Here is a 15,981-nt window from a genome sequence, read left to right on the forward strand (position 1 = left end):
GGTATCGCACGCGGCCGACCGACTGCACGCCACTCCGCCCGGTGACCGATGGTGGGCCGGACGCTCTCGGACATCAGAGCGCGCTTAGAGGAGCTGTCGGTCGCCGTCGGCCCCTACAGAGTCGTCAGCGCCAAGACCGGCGACGGCCCCTTCCCGGTGACCGGCCTGCAGTTCCCCGACCGGGGGACCGCGGCCGAGGCCGCCACCGTCGTGTCGGCCTACCGGCGCGCGCTCCGTCGGTACGACCCGCGCGTGGCGGTACACGGGCTCGTTGTCACCGAGGCGGGAGTCGGTTCCGGCACCAGTCCCGGGCCGCCGGAGACGCTCCCGGAGTACTGTCACACCGTCGCGGGCGCCCTGTTCGAGACACTCTCGGACCGCCACGGGCCGGTCGAGCGGACGGTCATGGACGCGTATCTCGCGGCCGCCGAGGAGACGACGGACCGCGAGCGGCTCTGTCTCACGATGCTCGAACGCTCGGCTGACGCCCTCGACGCCCGACTCACCACCAGTGAGCAGGCCACGGTGCTTGCGACCACGGCCGGCCGGCTCCCGTCACCCGACGCCGACGCGGAGCCACTCGCCGACGCGCTCCGGTCGCTCCGGGCCACCGGGCTCCTGTCGGCGTACACCATCGAGCCGACGCCGGCCGGTCCGGGCCGTCGCACACAGCGGGTCACGGTCGAGGGGTATCGGCCGTCGCTCTCGGCCGAGCGCTGTCCCGTCCTGCCGGTCGTCGTCGAGTTGCTCCGCCGGACAGCCGTGGCCCCCCGTATCACGGACCTGACGCGGACGGCGGACGGGTGGACGTTCGTCGTCGCCACGGCGGGCGACGCGCCGGCCGCCGGGCTTTCGGTCGCGGCGACGCAGGGGTAAGATTCACCGCGAGAGCTGTCGGACCGTAACGAATACACGCTCCCCCTGAGAGGAGCGACACATGGGAGTCGCAGTAATCGGCGCGTCGATGACGAAATTCGGGCAACGCGACGCCTGGCTCCAGGAGCTGCTCTCGCAGGCGGGCGAGGCGTGTCTGGACGACGCCGGCGTCACACCGAAGCAAGTAGAGCACCTGTACGTCTCGAACATGGCGAGCGGCGAGTTCGAGGGCCAGGGGGGCGTGATGAACGCGCTGGCCCACGACCTTGGCGTGTTGCCGGCGTACAGCGAACGGGTCGACCAGACCTCCTCGTCGGGCGGTGCGGGCATCTACGAGGCCTGGCAGTCTATCGCGTCGGGCGCAAGCGAGATGACGCTGCTGGTCGGCGGGGAGAAGATGACCCACAAGACGACCGGGCAGGCGACGGATATCATCGCCTCCATCACCCACCCTGCGGAGTACAAACACGGCGTCACGCTCCCCTCCTTTGCCGGGATGACCGCCCGGCACTACCTGGAGCGGTTCGACGCCCCCCGCGAGTCGCTGGCTCGCGTCGCCGTGAAGAACCACCGGAACGGCGTCGACAACCCCAACGCCCAGTTCCAGAAGGAGATAACGGTCGAGAAAGCCCTGGAGTCGCCCATCATCGCGGACCCGCTCCGGCTGTACGACTTCTGTCCCATCACGGACGGGAGCGCGGCCATGCTGTTTACGACCGAGGAACGCGCAAAAGAGATTACCGACGACTACGCCGTCGTCTCCGGTATCGGCGGGGCGACCGACACCCACGTCGTCCACGAGCGCGACGACCCCACCGTCATGGGCGGCGTCGTCGAGTCCAGCGAGGAAGCCTACGAGATGGCCGGCCTCGGGCCCGACGACCTGGACGCCGCGGAGCTGCACGACATGTTCACCATCCTCGAGTTCCTCCAGCTTGAGGGCATCGGCGTCGCCGACCAGGGCACCGCCTGGGAGCTGGCGATGGACGGCACCACGGCGAAAGACGGCGACCTGCCCATCAACACGTCGGGCGGGCTGAAATCGAAGGGCCACCCGCTCGGGGCCAGCGGCGTCGCCCAGGGCGTCGAGATATACGAACAGCTCGTCGGCGAGGCCGGCCCGCGACAGGTCGAGGCCGACACCGCCCTGGCGTGTAACGTCGGCGGCTTTGGCAACTGTGTCATCACCACCATCATGGAGGCAGGCAAATGAGCCTGGACGCCGGTATCTGTCCGAACGGCCACGTATCGTACCCCACGCATCCGCGCTGTCCGGACTGTGGCGAACCCCAGGACGAGACCGTCGACCTCTCCGAGGAGCGCGCCGAGGTCGTCACGTGGACCACCTCCACGGCGACGCCGCCCGGAGTGCGAGAGCCAAACACGATGGCCATCGTCGAGTTCGACATCTCCCATCTGGAGCACGATGATACGTTCGTCCGCGCGCTGGGCCAGGTGACGAGCGACGATGTCGAGACCGGCGACGTGGTCGAGCCGGTGTACGTCGAGGAACTCCGGGACCCCGACGTGGGAATCAAGAGCGCAAACCCCGAGAGCACGGACTGGGGCGGCTACCGCTGGGACCCGGTCTGAGACAGCGCTCGGGCCATTACCGCCTGTCGACCGCGAGGTTCAGGGGCTCGCCACTCTGAAGGGCGGCTTCGATTCTGTCCAGTCCGTCCGCGACCGTGCAGTGACCACACGGTCCCGCGTGGGGGTAGACACCGACGAGTCGGCCGTCCTCCCAGTAGGCCACACAGACGACCGGCAGCGTGACGACGGCGTCGTCCCCGATGAAGGCGCTGTGTCGTTCCCGGCGGTCAAACGCCGGCGCGAGCGAACAGCCGTTGTCGATTGCCCACCGCTCTAGGGCCTCGATATCCGCGTTCTCCTCGGGATCGACGCCGGTCGAGAGCCGATTCCAGTAGGTGACCGTGACCTCGTCGACGAGAGACTGCTGGCGGAGGGCGTCAGCCCGGCCGAGAACACTGTTCTGGCGCCCTTCGGTCCCGTCAGCGACCGGCCTGCGTAGATACACCGCTAACCGTCTGTTGTGACTCATTGTACTGTACTCCTGTTGAGTACTCTACGCCGGCTCCCAGCATAGCCGTGTCGGTGCCCGTATCCGGCGCCGCTACTTTGCGGTGGAGGCGGTCACGGCACCCGTCGGCCTCGGTACCCGGCCCGCCTCCAGGTCATCGAGGCAGTCCTCGATGGAGTGTGTCGTCCCCCCGCGAGCACAGGGGGCGACCTGGACCAGCTTCTCGTCCTCGTAGACGGCCAGACACAGCGCCGGCATGACCAGCTCCGTCCGCCTCTCGCCGGTCTCCCAGCTGTAACAGCACCGGGTGTCAAAGAAGGGCGAAAGCGTCGCGTCCGCTCTGGCCGCCCAGTCGCGAAACACCTCGTAGCGGCCGCGTTCGGGGCAGTCCTCGTCGGCGACCGGGACGCGCTTTTCCCACGTCGTCGTCCCGTACTGGTCGAGGACCCCCGCACACTCTAGGCGGTGCAGTCGGCGCTCGACGGCCGTTCGTCGGTACTCCGACATCCGCGGCAGCTCCGCTCTGACGAACAGCTCCACACGCCGGGTCCGTGGACACTCTGGGTTCGACATCGGTATCTGATGATACGCCCACAACATAATAAATCATTATGTTTATTTAGGTATGTTTATTCGACTCGTCAGCCGTCGTCTTCGCCGCCGCCGTCGCTCACGTCGCCGATATCGTCTTTGATAGACTGGAGCTCGGCGTCGACATCAACCGGGACCTCCGTGCTCTCGGCGGCGTCGAACGCCTCGCCGTCTACCTCGCTCCGGGCCAGCTGGTCGGCCAGTGACTCCCGGAGCTGTCTGGCCTCGGTCAGTAGTTCCCTCGCCTCCGCGTCCGGTGGCCGTCCCTCCACGGCCCCCTGAAGGTCCGAGAGCGCGTCGTCGAGCCGTGCCAGCGTCGCGCGGCTCAGCTGGGTCGCCCGCTCTTGGACGTCGCCGCCACTCGACGCTGTCGACGGTCGCCCCTCGGCGAGCCGCAGGGCCCGACGGAGCAGCTTCAGCGCCTCGATGTTCGTCTTCAGGACGAGAATCGCCGCCGGAATCGTCACGTCGCTGGTGAACCGGACGAGTTCGGTCGGCGTCGGCGGACGTGGGCGACCGCCTGCAGTACGGGGCTCGACCTCTCTCTGTAGGTCCTGTAGCGTCCTGACGAGGTCCGCCAACAGCGCGGAGATGTCGTCGTTGGAGTCGGTCATACGTCCTCTTGGACTGTCCCACACAAAAGCCCGCCGCGGGGATTAGGCAGACCAAAACCCTTTTTACTTTAGGCATACCTAATCACCGCTAATGGCAACGAAGGCCGAGGAACTACGGGCCCCCGAGGCGGAGACCGACGACTGTCCGACAGTGACTGCCCACAAGAGCCACACGGAACGGACAGTGTTCACCGAGAGCGACAACAAAGAAGGGTGGATCGCCACCGACCTCACCGTCGACCTCTGGCGCTGACGCTGTCGGAGTTCTGCCGTCTCGCTATATAAAAACGCTACTCGTTTGGGGGGTGTTGCCCCGTCAGTCCATCACGAGCGTATCGTCCGCGAGGTAGTGCTCGATGTGGTGGGCGTCCTCTTCGATCTGCACCAGGTTCTCCCGGAGAATCTGGGCCGTCGCGTGGTCGCCGAGGTTCTCCGCCAGTTCGATGTGGTCCCGGGTCGCCTCGATGATGTCGCCGTACACTTCGAGGTCGTGTTCGAGCGACGTGCGGATGTCGTAGATGTCCTGGCCCTCGTACTCGACAGACGCATGTTCCTCCTGTGCGGCCGGGCCGGAGATCGGCGTTCCGCCCAGGGCCTGTGCGCGCTCTGCCAGTTCGTCGGCCCCGTCTTCGAGGTTCGCGGCGGCGTCACCGAGGAACAGGTGGAGGTCGCGAAACTCCGCCCCCTCGACGTTCCAGTGGTGTTTCTTGACCTGATGGTAGAGGACGTACGTATTAGCGAGGTCCTGGTTCAGGGCGTCGATTATCTGCTCGGACTTCTCTACGTCGAGCCGAAGGTCGTTTTCCTCTACGCTGCCGAACTCGCGGTCGACGTGCTCTTGTGTCGCCATTGTCACTCGTACATACTCGCGGATAGCACTTAAAACTTCGCTTCAGAAAAAACGTTTTTCGGATATACGAAATTCACTTTCCGATATGGTTACTTTTCCCACGGTGATTGCGAGACCGCTGGGATCACTCCCGAGCGACGACCAGCGCGGTGTGGTCCTGTGGGAGCGCGGTGCTCTCGACGGCGTCGGTCCTAATCGTCTGCTCCTGGTGGACGGCGACGACGGCGGGCAACACGCCGTCATCGAGTTCCAGGTGTGTCCCGTACTCCTCCCAGACGGTCGGGGGAACGGCGACGATGAACAGGTCCGGCGTGCGGAGGAGCACCGGGTCGTCGTACTGCTTGCGCCACTCGTAGACCAGGTCCTCGACGCCGGGGTTTTCCCGCATCGTCCGCTGATGGGTGGCGAGTGCGTCCCGCAAGACGCCCTCTTCGACGTCGTTGCGCTGTGCGGTCGTGCGTATCACTGCCAGGTCGAACGGGGCCAGTAGCGTCTCGTCTGTCATCGGGTCCGCTTGGCCGGCCAGACACATAGCACCTGCTTCTGTGAGCCGCATATCATACCGGATTATCTCTGTCAAAACCCGCGGTTCGGCAGCTATTTCCACGCTGATGCGCTACTTCAAGAGAGAGGAATGGGACGATTATCAACACTCTTTGGGCCGGAACGGGTCGCCGTGATCGGGGCTTCAGAATCGGAGGGGTCTGTCGGTCGCGCCATCACGGAGAACCTGCTTGCATCGTTCGACGGCGAGGTTCTGGCGGTCAATCCGAACGCCGACCAGGTCCTCGACCTCCCGTGTCACGACGGCATCGCCGACGTCGAGTCCCCCGGGACCGTCGACGTAGCCGTCGTCGTCGTACCACCACACATCGCCGTCGACGCTATCCGCCAGGCCGGCAAGGTCGGTATCGAGAACGTCGTCGTCATCACCGCCGGCTTCGGCGAGACCGGCAGCGACGGGGCCGCCCGCGAGCGCGAACTGCGCGAGGTAGCCGAGGAGTACGACCTCAACCTGGTGGGCCCCAACAGCCTCGGCGTGATGTCCACGCCGAAGGGACTCAACGCGACCTTCGGCAACGAGATGGCCAACGAGGGCGATATCTCCTTCATGAGCCAGTCCGGGGCGTTCGTGACGGCCGTCCTGGACTGGGCCGCCGAGCGCGACGTCGGTTTCAAGGATATCGTCTCGCTTGGAAACAAGGCGATACTGGACGAAGGCGACTTCGTCGAGGAGTGGGGCGAGGACCCCGAGACGGACGTTATCCTGGGGTATCTGGAGGACATCGACGACGGCGGGGAGTTCATCCGGACCTCCCGTGAGGTGACACAGGACACGCCCATCGTCGTCGTGAAATCCGGTCGGACCGACGCCGGGGCCTCGGCCGCCGCCTCACACACGGGCGCGATGGCCGGCTCCGAGCGGGCCTACGAGGCCGGCCTCGAACAGGCCGGCACGTTGCGTGTCGAGTCCGTCCAGGAGCTTTTCGACTACGCACAGATTCTCTCGGGCCAGCCCCTGCCCGACGGCGAGGAGATAGCTATCGTCACGAACGCCGGCGGCCCCGGCGTCATGACGACCGACGCCGTCGGCGACTCGGACCTCTCGCTGGCCGAGTTCACCGACGACACCCTGGCGGAACTGCGCGAGACGATGCCCGAGGCGGCCAACATCTACAACCCGGTCGACATCATCGGGGACGCGCCCGCCGAACGGTTCGAGTCGGCCATGGAGACGGTCCTCGCGGACGAGAACGTCTCGATGGCCGTCGTCGTCGCCTGCCCGACCGCCGTACTCTCCTTCGAGGAACTGGCCGAAGTCGTCGTCGAGCAACAACAGGAAAGCGGGCTCCCCGTCGCGACGACGCTGATGGGCGGCAAGTCCGTCGGCGCCGGCCAGGAGATTCTCGCAGAGGCGGGCATCCCCCAGTACTTCGACCCCGCTCGCGCCGTCGGCAGCCTGGACGCCCTGACCGAGTACCGGAACATCTCCCAACGGGAGTTCCAGGAACCGGACACCTTCGACGTGGACCGCGAGCGCGCCCGCGAGATTCTTCAGAGTGCGACCCGTCGGGACACGAACCGCTTGGGCGTCGAGGCGATGGAGCTACTGGACGCCTACGGCATCCCGACACCGCAGGGCGGTGTCGTTGACTCGCCCGGCGACGCCGAGGCCATCGCCGAAGAAATCGGCGAGGACGTGGTGATGAAAATCGTCAGCCCCGACATCCTCCACAAGTCCGACATCGGCGGCGTGGAGGTCGGCGTCTCGCCCGAGGAGGTTCGGGACACCTACGAGGACCTTGTCGTCCGGGCCCGGAACTACCAGTCCGACGCCACCATCCTGGGCGTGCAGGTCCAGGAGATGGTCGACCTCGATGCGGGCACCGAGACCATCCTCGGGATGAACCGGGACCCACAGTTTGGCCCACTCTTGCTCTTTGGCCTCGGTGGTATTTTCGTGGAGGTCCTCGAAGATACAACCGTCAGGGTCGCGCCAGTCAGCGAACCCGAGGCCAGTGCCATGCTCGACGACATCGAATCCGCCCCGCTGTTGCAAGGGGCCCGCGGCCGAGACCCGGTTGACAGGGACGCCCTCGTCGAGACGGTCCAGCGGCTCTCACAGCTCGTCACGGACTTCCCGGCCATCGTCGAACTGGACATCAACCCGCTCGTCGCGACGCCCGACGGCGTCAAGGCGGTCGACCTGCGACTCACCCTCGACCAGGAGGAACTATGACCGACACGCTACTCGTCACATCAACCGAAGAAGGAATCGGCAAGACAGCAATCACCATCGCGCTCGCGAAGGCCGCACAGGCGGCCGGCAATGACGTGGGCTACATGAAGCCAAAGGGGACACGGCTCCAGAGCGCCGTCGGCAAGACCCGCGACGAGGACCCGATGCTCGCGCGCGAGCTGCTCGATTTCGACGCCGAAATGCACGAGATGGAGCCGATCGTCTACTCGCCGACCTTCATCAAGGAGGCCGTCCGCGGCCGGGAGGACTCCGGCGAACTCCGCGAGCGCGTCGTCGAGAACTTCGAGGCGCTTTCGGCGGACCGCGATACGATGCTCGTCGAGGGGAGCGACCGGCTGGAGACGGGCGGTATCGTCGACCTCACCGACGCTGACATCGCCGAGGCCATAGACGCACGCGTGTTGCTCGTCTGTGGCTACAAAACGCCGGGCGACGCCGACGAAGTGCTCGCCGCGGCCGACCAGCTGGGCGACCGACTCGCCGGCGTGGTGTTCAACGGCGTCACGGAGTCGGCCATGGACGAACTGGTCGACGACGTCATCCCGTTCCTCGAAGGGCGCGACGTGCCGGTCTTCGGTGCGCTGCCGCGCGTGCAGGACCTCTCCGGTATCACCGTCGGCGACCTCGCTCACAGCCTGGGCGCGGACGTGCTCACCAGCGAGGCCTCGACAGACGTCCACGTCGAGCGGTTCACCGTCGGCGCGATGGGCGGTAGCAAGGCTCTCGACCAGTTCCGGCGGACCCGCGACGCCGTTATGGTCAGCGGCGGCGACCGCTCGGAAGTCCAGACGGCCGCGCTGGAAGCGTCGGGTATCAAGGCGCTCTTGCTTACCGGCGGGTTCCGGCCGGCCAGTGCCGTACTCGGCCGGGCCGAAAAGGAGAACGTCCCCATCCTGCTGGTCCAGTCCGACACCCGGACCACTATCGACCGCGTGGAAGACGTGCTTCACTCGGGGCGCACCCGCGACGCGGAGACCGTCACGCGGATGCAGGAGCTACTGAGCGACGGCGTCGACGTCAACTCACTGCTCCGCCTCTCGGAGTAGCCACCGTTTCCGCTGCGATTCTATGCTTTGATAACGGCCCACAGCGAAGCTATCCGTCCATATCTCCAGTCGAAATGCACCTCACCTTTTTTATTGTCTGACGCACTACCTCCGGACGGAGCCTCTCCGGCTCCGTAGTGTCACACGCCCGGGGACTCCGGTCCCCGGCTTGTTCCCTTTGTGCGTCGGTCGGTTCCGTTCTCTGCCAGTGGGACAGTACGGGACAGACGGGACACCTACGGGTCTGACCTGCTCTGTGCGCTGCCTGCGGCGGTCTCGGGCGCGTCGACGTCGTCCCCTCGCGCTTTGACCCGCTCGGGGTCGAAATCGTTGCTGTCAGTGTTGGGCTCTAGGCCCGCCTGCTCGACGATTTCGATGTCGTCGGCCGGGGACTGGCCCTCGGTCGTCAGGTAGTCGCCGGTGAGGATGCCGTCCGCACCAGCCTCCAGCGCGGCGACCTGCCCCTCGGTGTCTAAGTTGACCTCGCGCCCGCCGGTCAGGCGCACGCGGGCCTCCGGATGTAACAGTCGGTAGACGGCGACGGTCTTGACGACTTCTTCGGTCGTGATGTCGGGGAGGCCCCGCTCGGCCATCGGTGTCCCCTCCACGGGGTTGAGGATGTTCACCGGCAGCGAGGAGACGCCGATGTCCTGGAGGGCCATCGCCGCGTCCACGCGGTCGGCCGGGCTCTCACCCATCCCCAGGATGACGCCGGCACAGAGGTCCATCCCTGCCGCCTTGGCGACCTCCAGCGTCTCGACGCGGTCCTCGAAGCTGTGGGTCTGCACGATTTCCGGGAAGTATCTCGGGGAGGTCTCGATGTTGTGATTGTAGTGGTTGAGACCCTCCTCGGCGAGTATCGCGGCCTCCTCCTCGGTGAGAATTCCCAGCGAGGCGTCGACCTCCACGTCCGTCTCGTCCCGGACGAGCCGGATGGCCTCTAGGACCTCTTCCCACTCCCCGGGCCGCTGTTCCTTCGAGACGCCCTTCTCGGCGAGGACGATACCGAACCGCTGTGACCCGTCCCGCTCGGCCCGCTTTGCGGCTTCCAGTATCTTCTCCGGGCCGAGAAAGCCGTAGTTGTCGATGCCGGTGTCGAAGTGGACCGACTGGGCACAGAACCCACAGTCCTCCGCGCAGTTGCCCGCCTTCGCGTTCACGATGGAGCAGGCGTCGACGGTGCCATCGCCCAGCGCAGCACGGACGGCGTCCGCGCCCGCGGCCAGCGCATCGACGGGTTGAGCGATGAGCGCCAGACCGTCCCGCCGGTCGAGTTGCTCTCCGTCCAGTACGCGTCGCACTGCGTCGTCTACCGTCCGGTTACCTGTCTCGTAAACCACACTCCGGATTCCAGTTGACAGCAGGATAAAGATTCGGGTGACGGACAGGGCCGCACATACTGCCGGCTGTACGTTCGTGCGGATATTCGCGGTGGCAAATTCAGTGAGGTTGTTACAGCCGGCAGTATCAGTAGAGGTCGTCAAGCTCCGCGTTCGAGTCGGCGTGGTCGTCACCGGGGAACTCGCCCGACTCGACGGCCTCGACGTAGTCGCCGACGGCCGACTGGACCTCGCTTCGTACGTCGCCGAACTGCTCGGCAAACGGCGGCGAGGACTCGGCCAGCCCCACCACGTCGGTGAACACGAGCACCTGCCCGTCGCAGTCGCCGCCGGCGCCGATACCGATAGTCGGGATATCCAGGGCCTCGGTCACCTGGGCGGCGAGGTTCGCGGGGACGTGTTCGAGCACGAGCGCGAACGCGCCGGCGTCCTCGTGGGCCTGTGCGAGGTCGAGAATCTCTTTTGCTTCCTCGCGGCCAGTAGCCTGCTGCGTGTAGCCCGTCTGATTCACGCTCTGTGGCGTGAGCCCGAGATGTGCCATCACCGGGATGCCGAGGTCGGCCAGCCGCTCGGTCAGTTCGACGGTGTGTGGTCCCGACTCCAGTTTGACGGCGTTTGCCCCTTCCTCCTTGAGCATCCGCCCGCAGTTTTTGACGCTCTCGGCCTCGTCCGCACCGACCGAGAGGAAGGGCATATCGGCGACGACCAGCGCGTCGTCGGTCCCCCGAGCCACGGCGCCGACACGGGAAGCCATCTCGTCGACGGTCACAGGGAGGGTGTCCTCGTGGCCCAGCACGGCGTTGCCCATGCTGTCGCCGACGAGGACCACGTCTACGCCGGCATCTTCGACGAGCGCCGCCGTCACCGCGTCGTAGGCCGTCAGCATCGTGATCTGTTCGTCACCGGCCATCGCCTGCAGGTCCCGAACGGTAGTCATGTGCGTGGCCGGGCGCTCCGGGGTATTACGTGTTCGGGTCGTCGCCGAAAAGCCCCATCTCCCGACCGAGCTGGTCCGTCAACGCGTCCAGCACTTCGGGGTCGACTTCGGCGACGGCGTCGCCGTCGTGGAGCTGTTCGTTGTGTCGCTGTACGGCCGCCTCGACGTCCTCGAACGGGACCTGCGTGCGCGTCCCACAGGCCGTACAGACGACCGGAATCTCCGGCATATCTCTCTCAGCAGTCATAGCGCCCGGTTTGCGACGGGTCGTAAAATAAGGGTCGGTCGGCTCCCGAAACCGCAACCGCCTTGCCACCCCGCTGGGAACCCACAGCCGTGCCAGCAGTCGAGCAAACGGACCCCGACGGCGTCGACTTCGGCTGGGTGATGCAGGTCACCTTCGTCACGACCATCCTCCTCGGGTCGCCCGTCGTCGCCGCCGCCTCGCTCGGGGCGCGGCTCCCGACGTGGACCAGCCGCGCGATGTTTGCCGTCCGTGTCGGCGCGGTCATCTGGATACTGACCGCCGTCTCGGTCTACCTCTACGCCCGATACCGCCGCTGATCGAACTCGCTCGCCCAGGCGAACTCGACGCCGGCCCGCCGCGCCGCCTCGGCGTCGCTCTCCGAGTCGCCGACGAACACCGCGGAGCCGGGCTCGGCCCCCAGTTCCTCGAGTACCCACAACAGCCCTTCGGGGTCCGGCTTCTCCGACCCCACCGTGTCGCGGCCGACCACTGACCGGACGGCGCCGTCTATCCCGTGGACCTCAAGCGCCAGCCGGCAGGCCGACTCCGCGTTCAACGAACAGACGCCCACGGGGACGTCGTGCGGGAGGCCGTCTGCGAGCGAGAGCCTCGTCGATTCGCGAGCCCCCGCGCGCTCGTACTCGGCAATCGTCGCCTCGACGACCGCCCGGTGGCCGGTCTCGTCGGACAGTTCCAGCAGTTCCCAGAGGCTCGCAGTGTCCGTCTCGACTCCGTGGTCGCTGAGGACGGTCGCGACGTCACCGGTCACTACAGCCCAGTCGACGGCGAGATCGACCAGCGTCCCGTCGAGGTCGTAGACGACAGCGTCGTGAGTCACAGCGGTGGTACGGCGCCGCTTCGCAAATGTGCTTCGGCGCCGCTTGTCCCGTTACGTACAGGGAGTTACCGCGAATCCGCGAGTTCGATGTCCAGAAATGCCTCTATCTCGGAGATGGTCGAGCCTTTGACGTTCGCCTGGACCGCCCGGCCCTGCTCGACGGCGAGGACGGCGTCCTCGGAGAGGTCCAGCTCCTCGGCGAGTTCGTCGGTTTTGAGGCCCGCTTCCTGGCGGGCATCAACGACACGCGACGCGTAGTCGTTGACCAGGTAGGGGAGTTGGTCGGCATCGTAGTCGGCGCCGTCTTCCCAGTGAGAGCTGTCGGTGGACTGGGCGTCCTGTATCTTCGCGGAGTTCTGTGCCGCGCGGCGCTTTCGCTCACGGTCGTCCGGCGTGTCGCCGCCGGACGGACCCCGGTCGCTCTCGCCGTGGTTCTGTGCGCAGTCAGCACAGAGTTCCAGCGTCGCGCCAGCGACATCGGCGGTCTGTGTGTCGCCCGCCGCTCCGCAGAGTTCACAGCTCCCGCCGGCGCTGTCGCCCCCGCTGCCGGTCGAGTATTTGGCCATGCCCCCGGTAGCGGTTTCGTCATATTTGAAACATCCGGTTCGACGGGATGGGAGTGCGTCCCGGGGCGGGACGCAAACGAAAGCCCTTTTATCCGACCGCGGGATACGATTTATTGCAGCAAGACGCAGCGAGCGTGGGTAGCCAAGCCAGGCCAACGGCGCAGCGTTGAGGGCGCTGTCCCGTAGGGGTCCGCCGGTTCGAATCCGGTCCCACGCATATTCTGTCGCGAGCAAACTCGCGAGCGGTCGCTCTGCTGACGAGCGGATTCGAATTCTAGAAGACGAGCGAATTCGAATTCTAGAAGACGAGCGGAGCGAGCCTTCTAACGGTTCGAATTCGGTCCCACGCATTTCTACTGAGCGCGAACGGACGTGAGCGCTCTGTACGTCGAACGGAGCGATTCGAACCCCGGGAGGAACGCGCAGCGAACGAATGTGAGCGAGCATTTCTCCATTCGGTTCGAATCCGGTCCCACGCATATTCTGTCGCGAGCAAACTCGCGAGCGACTGTTATAGCGGCTCGAACCCTAGAAGACGGACGCAGTGAGTCTCTATTCGACCCCGTGAAAATCAGGACTGATAATTTGGCCAGTACCTTTTTGAATACACGGCCACCATGTTGTACCATGGCACCGTTTTGGTGCCACTACCCCCCCACCCCCACCCCCACTTTCCATACTTTTGACCGGGAGGTCCAGTCGAGTCGACAGCACACGGTGCATCGCGAGCAGCGGCACTGCCCGCTCCCACTTTCGGGGGGCTGACGCCGAGCAAATGGAAGGGGCGGGATTCGAACCGGAGGAAGACTCGCTACGCTCGTCTTCCAGGGCTCGAATCCCCTGTTGTTACCCGTCGTATCAACTTCTCACAAAATGGAAGGGGCGGGATTCGAACCACGCGGAGCCCTGCGAGGGAAACTACCAGGCCGTTTTCTGGCATTTTGGCCGGCAGCGCTCTACCACTGAGCCACCCTTCCGAACGGTACCCAGTAGGTCTGTGGGGGACAAATATGTGACGGGACACCAATGGGCGATCTCATCGGGTCACCTGTCCGGGGCGGTTCGGCGCGCTCGGCAGTATATATTTGTGGGTTCCGTTCGATTGTCATTTCGTGAGCTACACACGGATCAACTACGAGGACGTCGACCCGGTCGGCGACGCGATGCACTTCATGCGGGACCCGCTCGAATGTTCGAACCTCGGGGTCACCGTCGTCGAGTGCGAGCCGGGGTGGACGGGGAAAGAGCACAACCACGGCGGCAAAGGACACGAGGAGGTGTACATACTCGTCGAGGGGGCAGCGACAGTCGAGGTAGACGGTGACGCAGTCGAGCTAGAGGCGGGCGACGCGCTCAGAATCGACCCGGACGCGCGACGGCAGATTCGGAACGGCGACCGGGAGAGCCTGTTCGTTCTCGTCGGAGCGCCGTAAGACGTGGGTTAGTAGCTGCGCTCTTTCGGTTCGTAGGTCTCTTCGTCGCCTTCGAGCTCGACGGGCTTGTAGTACAGCTCCGGCGTGCCGTCGTTCCAGGCGAGCATCGTGTGCTTTATCCACTCGTCGTCTTTGCGCTCCTGGTGTTCCGCGCGCCAGTGGGCGCCGCGGAACTCCTCGCGGGCCAGCGCACCGAGCGTGATGGCCTCGGCCACGTCGAGGATGTTGCGCGTCTCGATGGTGTGGATGAGGTCGGTGTTGTAGGTTCGCGAGGGGTCCGAGACGGCCACGTCCTCGTAGGCTTCGCGGGCCTTGCGGATGTCACGCAGCGCGTCCTCGAGGCTCTCTTCCTCCCGGAAGACGTTGACGTTCTCCGTCATCGTCTCCTGGACGTCCGCGCGGACGTTCGCGTGGTTGATGCCGTCGTCCTCCAGCAGCGTCTCGATGCGTTCGCGCTCGTTGTCGACGGCGTTCTCGATGACTGCGGTGGGTTCGACCGCGGCGCCGTCGGCGACGACGTCCTCACTGCCCGCGTCGATGGCACCCGGCTCGACCGGCGGCTGGACCGCGCCGTCTTCGCTCTTGGCGGAGGGGCCGGTACCGATCTCGGCCTTTTTCATGTCCTTGCCGGCGGCGTGCCAGCCGGCGCGGGCGCCGAAGACGAGCAGTTCCGGCAGGGCGTTTCCACCCAGGCGGTTCGCGCCGTGCAGCGAGACACACGCGGTCTCGCCGGCGGCGTAGAGCCCGTCGATACAGGTCTCGCCGTTCTCGTCGCACTCGATACCGCCCATGGCGTAGTGCTGGCCGGGCTTTACCGGCATCGGCTCGTCCAGCCCGTCGACGCCCTCGAAGTCCTCCGCGAGGTGGAGGATGTTCTCCAGCCGGTCGAGGATGCGCTCCTCGCCCAGGTGGCGCATGTCGAGGTCGACGTGTTCGTCGTTGATGCCGCGGCCCTCGTTTATCTCGGTGAGCTCGGCCCGGGAGACCACGTCGCGCGAGGCGAGCTCGCCGTCGTTGTTCGCGTAGCCGTACTCGAACATGAACCGCTCTTCCTCCCCGTTGTAGAGGATGCCGCCCTCGCCGCGGACCCCCTCGGAGATGAGCACTCCGGTGGAGGGGAGCGTCGTCGGGTGGAACTGGATCATCTCCATGTCTTCCATCGGGGCGCCGGCGCGGTAGGCCATCGCACAGCCGTCGCCGGTGTTGGCGACGGCGTTGGTGGTGTGGTCGAAGGCCTGCCCGAGCCCGCCGGTTGCGAGGATGACGCCGTTGTTCGCGCGGAAGCCGTGGATCTCGCCGGACTTGATGTCGTAGGCGACACAGCCGTGGCACTCGCGGTCCTCGGGGTCTTCGTGGTCGGTCACCGCGAGGTTGGTGACGTACCACTCGTCGTACACCTCGATGCCGCGTTTGACCGCCTGCTCGTACATCGTATGCAGCAGGTGGTGGCCGGTCTCGGCGCCGGCGTAGGTGGTCCGCGGGAACGACATCCCGCCGAAGGGACGCTGGGAGACGCGGCCGTCGTCCTCACGGGAGAAGGGCATCCCCCAGTGTTCTATCTGGATGACCTCCTCGGGTGCCGATTTAGCGAAGGTGTCGACGGCCGGCGCGTCGGCCAGATAGTCGGCTCCCTTGATGGTGTCGTAGGCGTGCAGGTCCCAGGAGTCGCCCTCCCGGAGCGCAGCGTTGATGCCGCCCTCGGCCGCGCCCGTGTGGCTGCGAACCGGATGCAGTTTGGTCACGAGGGCCACGTCGGCCCCCTCCTCGTCCGCTGCGATAGCCGCTCGGAGGCCGGCGCCGCCCGCGCCGACCACGATGACGTCGTGTTCGTACATTGTATG

Annotated in this window: 19 protein-coding genes and 2 tRNA genes; 9 read left to right on the forward strand and 12 right to left on the reverse strand. The window is 66.0% G+C overall.

The features are described 5' to 3' along the window. Positions 1-48 precede the first annotated feature (48 nt). The 3 genes from VJ162_RS02340 to VJ162_RS02350 all read left to right on the forward strand — a co-directional run bounded on the left by VJ162_RS02340 (position 49) and on the right by VJ162_RS02350 (position 2,469). Positions 49-876, forward strand: coding sequence for a DUF7551 domain-containing protein (locus VJ162_RS02340; RefSeq protein WP_324662131.1), 828 nt, complete (start codon positions 49-51; stop codon positions 874-876). A gap of 61 nt (positions 877-937) precedes the next feature. Beyond that, positions 938-2,089, forward strand: a complete 1,152-nt coding sequence (locus VJ162_RS02345) for a thiolase family protein (RefSeq protein WP_324662133.1) — start codon at positions 938-940, stop codon at positions 2,087-2,089. Further along, complete coding sequence (locus VJ162_RS02350; RefSeq protein WP_324662135.1) at positions 2,086-2,469, forward strand: Zn-ribbon domain-containing OB-fold protein; 384 nt, start codon at positions 2,086-2,088, stop codon at positions 2,467-2,469. Before VJ162_RS02345 ends, VJ162_RS02350 begins: the two co-directional genes overlap by 4 nt. Before the next feature lie 16 nt (positions 2,470-2,485). On the opposite strand, the gene VJ162_RS02355 is transcribed toward VJ162_RS02350, so the two are convergent. The 3 genes from VJ162_RS02355 to VJ162_RS02365 form a co-directional block, all read right to left on the reverse strand. Continuing rightward, on the reverse strand, positions 2,486-2,938 hold the full coding sequence (locus VJ162_RS02355) for an HTH domain-containing protein (protein WP_324662136.1): 453 nt from the start codon (positions 2,936-2,938) through the stop codon (positions 2,486-2,488). Between the two features lie 72 nt (positions 2,939-3,010). Next, positions 3,011-3,490: an HTH domain-containing protein gene (locus VJ162_RS02360; protein ID WP_324662137.1), complete on the reverse strand. Its 480-nt coding sequence runs from the start codon at positions 3,488-3,490 to the stop codon at positions 3,011-3,013. A 68-nt stretch (positions 3,491-3,558) separates the two neighbouring features. Continuing rightward, the gene (locus VJ162_RS02365) at positions 3,559-4,122 is read right to left on the reverse strand and encodes a DUF7547 family protein (RefSeq protein WP_324662139.1); all 564 of its coding nucleotides are present in this window, start codon (positions 4,120-4,122) and stop codon (positions 3,559-3,561) included. A gap of 91 nt (positions 4,123-4,213) precedes the next feature. Between VJ162_RS02365 and VJ162_RS02370 the strand changes: the two genes are divergently transcribed. After that, positions 4,214-4,375 carry a hypothetical protein gene (locus tag VJ162_RS02370; RefSeq protein ID WP_324662140.1) on the forward strand — a complete coding sequence of 54 codons (162 nt, stop codon included), beginning with the start codon at positions 4,214-4,216 and terminating at the stop codon, positions 4,373-4,375. 63 nt (positions 4,376-4,438) lie between these two features. On the opposite strand, the gene dpsA is transcribed toward VJ162_RS02370, so the two are convergent. Next, positions 4,439-4,972, reverse strand: coding sequence for a DNA starvation/stationary phase protection protein DpsA (gene dpsA, locus VJ162_RS02375; protein ID WP_324662141.1), 534 nt, complete (start codon positions 4,970-4,972; stop codon positions 4,439-4,441). Positions 4,973-5,096: 124 nt separating this feature from the next. Further along, positions 5,097-5,477 carry a hypothetical protein gene (locus VJ162_RS02380; protein ID WP_324662142.1) on the reverse strand — a complete coding sequence of 127 codons (381 nt, stop codon included), beginning with the start codon at positions 5,475-5,477 and terminating at the stop codon, positions 5,097-5,099. 129 nt (positions 5,478-5,606) lie between these two features. Here VJ162_RS02380 and acs point away from each other — a divergent pair, with 129 nt between their 5' ends. Beyond that, positions 5,607-7,712, forward strand: a complete 2,106-nt coding sequence (gene acs, locus VJ162_RS02385) for an acetate--CoA ligase alpha subunit (protein WP_324662143.1) — start codon at positions 5,607-5,609, stop codon at positions 7,710-7,712. Then, a complete protein-coding gene (locus tag VJ162_RS02390) occupies positions 7,709-8,779 on the forward strand; it encodes a phosphotransacetylase family protein (RefSeq protein WP_324662144.1) in 1,071 nt (356 codons plus the stop codon). Before acs ends, VJ162_RS02390 begins: the two co-directional genes overlap by 4 nt. A gap of 236 nt (positions 8,780-9,015) precedes the next feature. Here the strand turns inward: VJ162_RS02390 and bioB are convergent, their stop codons facing one another. The 3 genes from bioB to VJ162_RS02405 all read right to left on the reverse strand — a co-directional run bounded on the left by bioB (position 9,016) and on the right by VJ162_RS02405 (position 11,303). Further along, on the reverse strand, positions 9,016-10,119 hold the full coding sequence (gene bioB, locus VJ162_RS02395) for a biotin synthase BioB (RefSeq protein WP_324662145.1): 1,104 nt from the start codon (positions 10,117-10,119) through the stop codon (positions 9,016-9,018). Between the two features lie 127 nt (positions 10,120-10,246). Then, positions 10,247-11,056, reverse strand: coding sequence for a 3-methyl-2-oxobutanoate hydroxymethyltransferase (panB, locus tag VJ162_RS02400; RefSeq protein ID WP_324662146.1), 810 nt, complete (start codon positions 11,054-11,056; stop codon positions 10,247-10,249). A 25-nt stretch (positions 11,057-11,081) separates the two neighbouring features. Next, the gene (locus tag VJ162_RS02405; RefSeq protein WP_324662147.1) at positions 11,082-11,303 is read right to left on the reverse strand and encodes a hypothetical protein; all 222 of its coding nucleotides are present in this window, start codon (positions 11,301-11,303) and stop codon (positions 11,082-11,084) included. Positions 11,304-11,392: 89 nt separating this feature from the next. On the opposite strand from VJ162_RS02405, the gene VJ162_RS02410 reads away from it, so the two are divergent. After that, the gene (locus VJ162_RS02410; protein WP_324662148.1) at positions 11,393-11,620 is read left to right on the forward strand and encodes a DUF5822 domain-containing protein; all 228 of its coding nucleotides are present in this window, start codon (positions 11,393-11,395) and stop codon (positions 11,618-11,620) included. Here the strand turns inward: VJ162_RS02410 and VJ162_RS02415 are convergent. Further along, positions 11,599-12,141 carry an HAD family hydrolase gene (locus VJ162_RS02415; RefSeq protein WP_324662149.1) on the reverse strand — a complete coding sequence of 181 codons (543 nt, stop codon included), beginning with the start codon at positions 12,139-12,141 and terminating at the stop codon, positions 11,599-11,601. The genes VJ162_RS02410 and VJ162_RS02415 overlap by 22 nt on opposite strands. A 65-nt stretch (positions 12,142-12,206) precedes the next feature. After that, positions 12,207-12,707 carry a helix-turn-helix domain-containing protein gene (locus VJ162_RS02420; RefSeq protein ID WP_324662150.1) on the reverse strand — a complete coding sequence of 167 codons (501 nt, stop codon included), beginning with the start codon at positions 12,705-12,707 and terminating at the stop codon, positions 12,207-12,209. A gap of 132 nt (positions 12,708-12,839) precedes the next feature. Between VJ162_RS02420 and VJ162_RS02425 the strand changes: the two genes are divergently transcribed. Further along, positions 12,840-12,924 (forward strand) — tRNA-Leu (locus tag VJ162_RS02425). Between the two features lie 657 nt (positions 12,925-13,581). Here VJ162_RS02425 and VJ162_RS02430 read toward each other — a convergent pair. Next, positions 13,582-13,684: transfer RNA gene (locus VJ162_RS02430), tRNA-OTHER, on the reverse strand. Positions 13,685-13,819: 135 nt separating this feature from the next. Here VJ162_RS02430 and VJ162_RS02435 point away from each other — a divergent pair. Next, positions 13,820-14,140 (forward strand): cupin domain-containing protein, encoded by a 321-nt coding sequence (locus VJ162_RS02435; RefSeq protein WP_324662151.1) that lies wholly within the window; start codon positions 13,820-13,822, stop codon positions 14,138-14,140. An 8-nt stretch (positions 14,141-14,148) separates the two neighbouring features. Here the strand turns inward: VJ162_RS02435 and VJ162_RS02440 are convergent, their stop codons facing one another. After that, entirely contained in the window at positions 14,149-15,975 is a 1,827-nt protein-coding gene (locus VJ162_RS02440; protein ID WP_324662153.1) for an FAD-binding protein, read from the reverse strand. Positions 15,976-15,981 lie beyond the last annotated feature (6 nt).

The organism is Haloarcula sediminis (assembly GCF_035656455.1).
GTDB lineage: Archaea > Halobacteriota > Halobacteria > Halobacteriales > Haloarculaceae > Haloarcula > Haloarcula sediminis.

Bases quoted from the DNA above. Each gene is read 5' to 3' on its own strand.
- VJ162_RS02365 (WP_324662139.1), bottom strand. From the start codon at position 4,122: ATGACCGACTCCAACGACGACATCTCCGCGCTGTTGGCGGACCTCGTC.
- VJ162_RS02405 (WP_324662147.1), bottom strand. From the start codon at position 11,303: ATGACTGCTGAGAGAGATATGCCGGAGATTCCGGTCGTCTGTACGGCC.
- VJ162_RS02360 (WP_324662137.1), bottom strand. From the start codon at position 3,490: ATGTCGAACCCAGAGTGTCCACGGACCCGGCGTGTGGAGCTGTTCGTC.
- VJ162_RS02440 (WP_324662153.1), bottom strand. From the start codon at position 15,975: ATGTACGAACACGACGTCATCGTGGTCGGCGCGGGCGGCGCCGGCCTC.
- VJ162_RS02370 (WP_324662140.1), top strand. From the start codon at position 4,214: ATGGCAACGAAGGCCGAGGAACTACGGGCCCCCGAGGCGGAGACCGAC.
- VJ162_RS02345 (WP_324662133.1), top strand. From the start codon at position 938: ATGGGAGTCGCAGTAATCGGCGCGTCGATGACGAAATTCGGGCAACGC.
- panB (WP_324662146.1), bottom strand. From the start codon at position 11,056: ATGACTACCGTTCGGGACCTGCAGGCGATGGCCGGTGACGAACAGATC.
- VJ162_RS02355 (WP_324662136.1), bottom strand. From the start codon at position 2,938: ATGAGTCACAACAGACGGTTAGCGGTGTATCTACGCAGGCCGGTCGCT.
- acs (WP_324662143.1), top strand. From the start codon at position 5,607: ATGGGACGATTATCAACACTCTTTGGGCCGGAACGGGTCGCCGTGATC.
- VJ162_RS02390 (WP_324662144.1), top strand. From the start codon at position 7,709: ATGACCGACACGCTACTCGTCACATCAACCGAAGAAGGAATCGGCAAG.
- VJ162_RS02340 (WP_324662131.1), top strand. From the start codon at position 49: ATGGTGGGCCGGACGCTCTCGGACATCAGAGCGCGCTTAGAGGAGCTG.
- VJ162_RS02350 (WP_324662135.1), top strand. From the start codon at position 2,086: ATGAGCCTGGACGCCGGTATCTGTCCGAACGGCCACGTATCGTACCCC.
- VJ162_RS02380 (WP_324662142.1), bottom strand. From the start codon at position 5,477: ATGACAGACGAGACGCTACTGGCCCCGTTCGACCTGGCAGTGATACGC.
- VJ162_RS02420 (WP_324662150.1), bottom strand. From the start codon at position 12,707: ATGGCCAAATACTCGACCGGCAGCGGGGGCGACAGCGCCGGCGGGAGC.
- dpsA (WP_324662141.1), bottom strand. From the start codon at position 4,972: ATGGCGACACAAGAGCACGTCGACCGCGAGTTCGGCAGCGTAGAGGAA.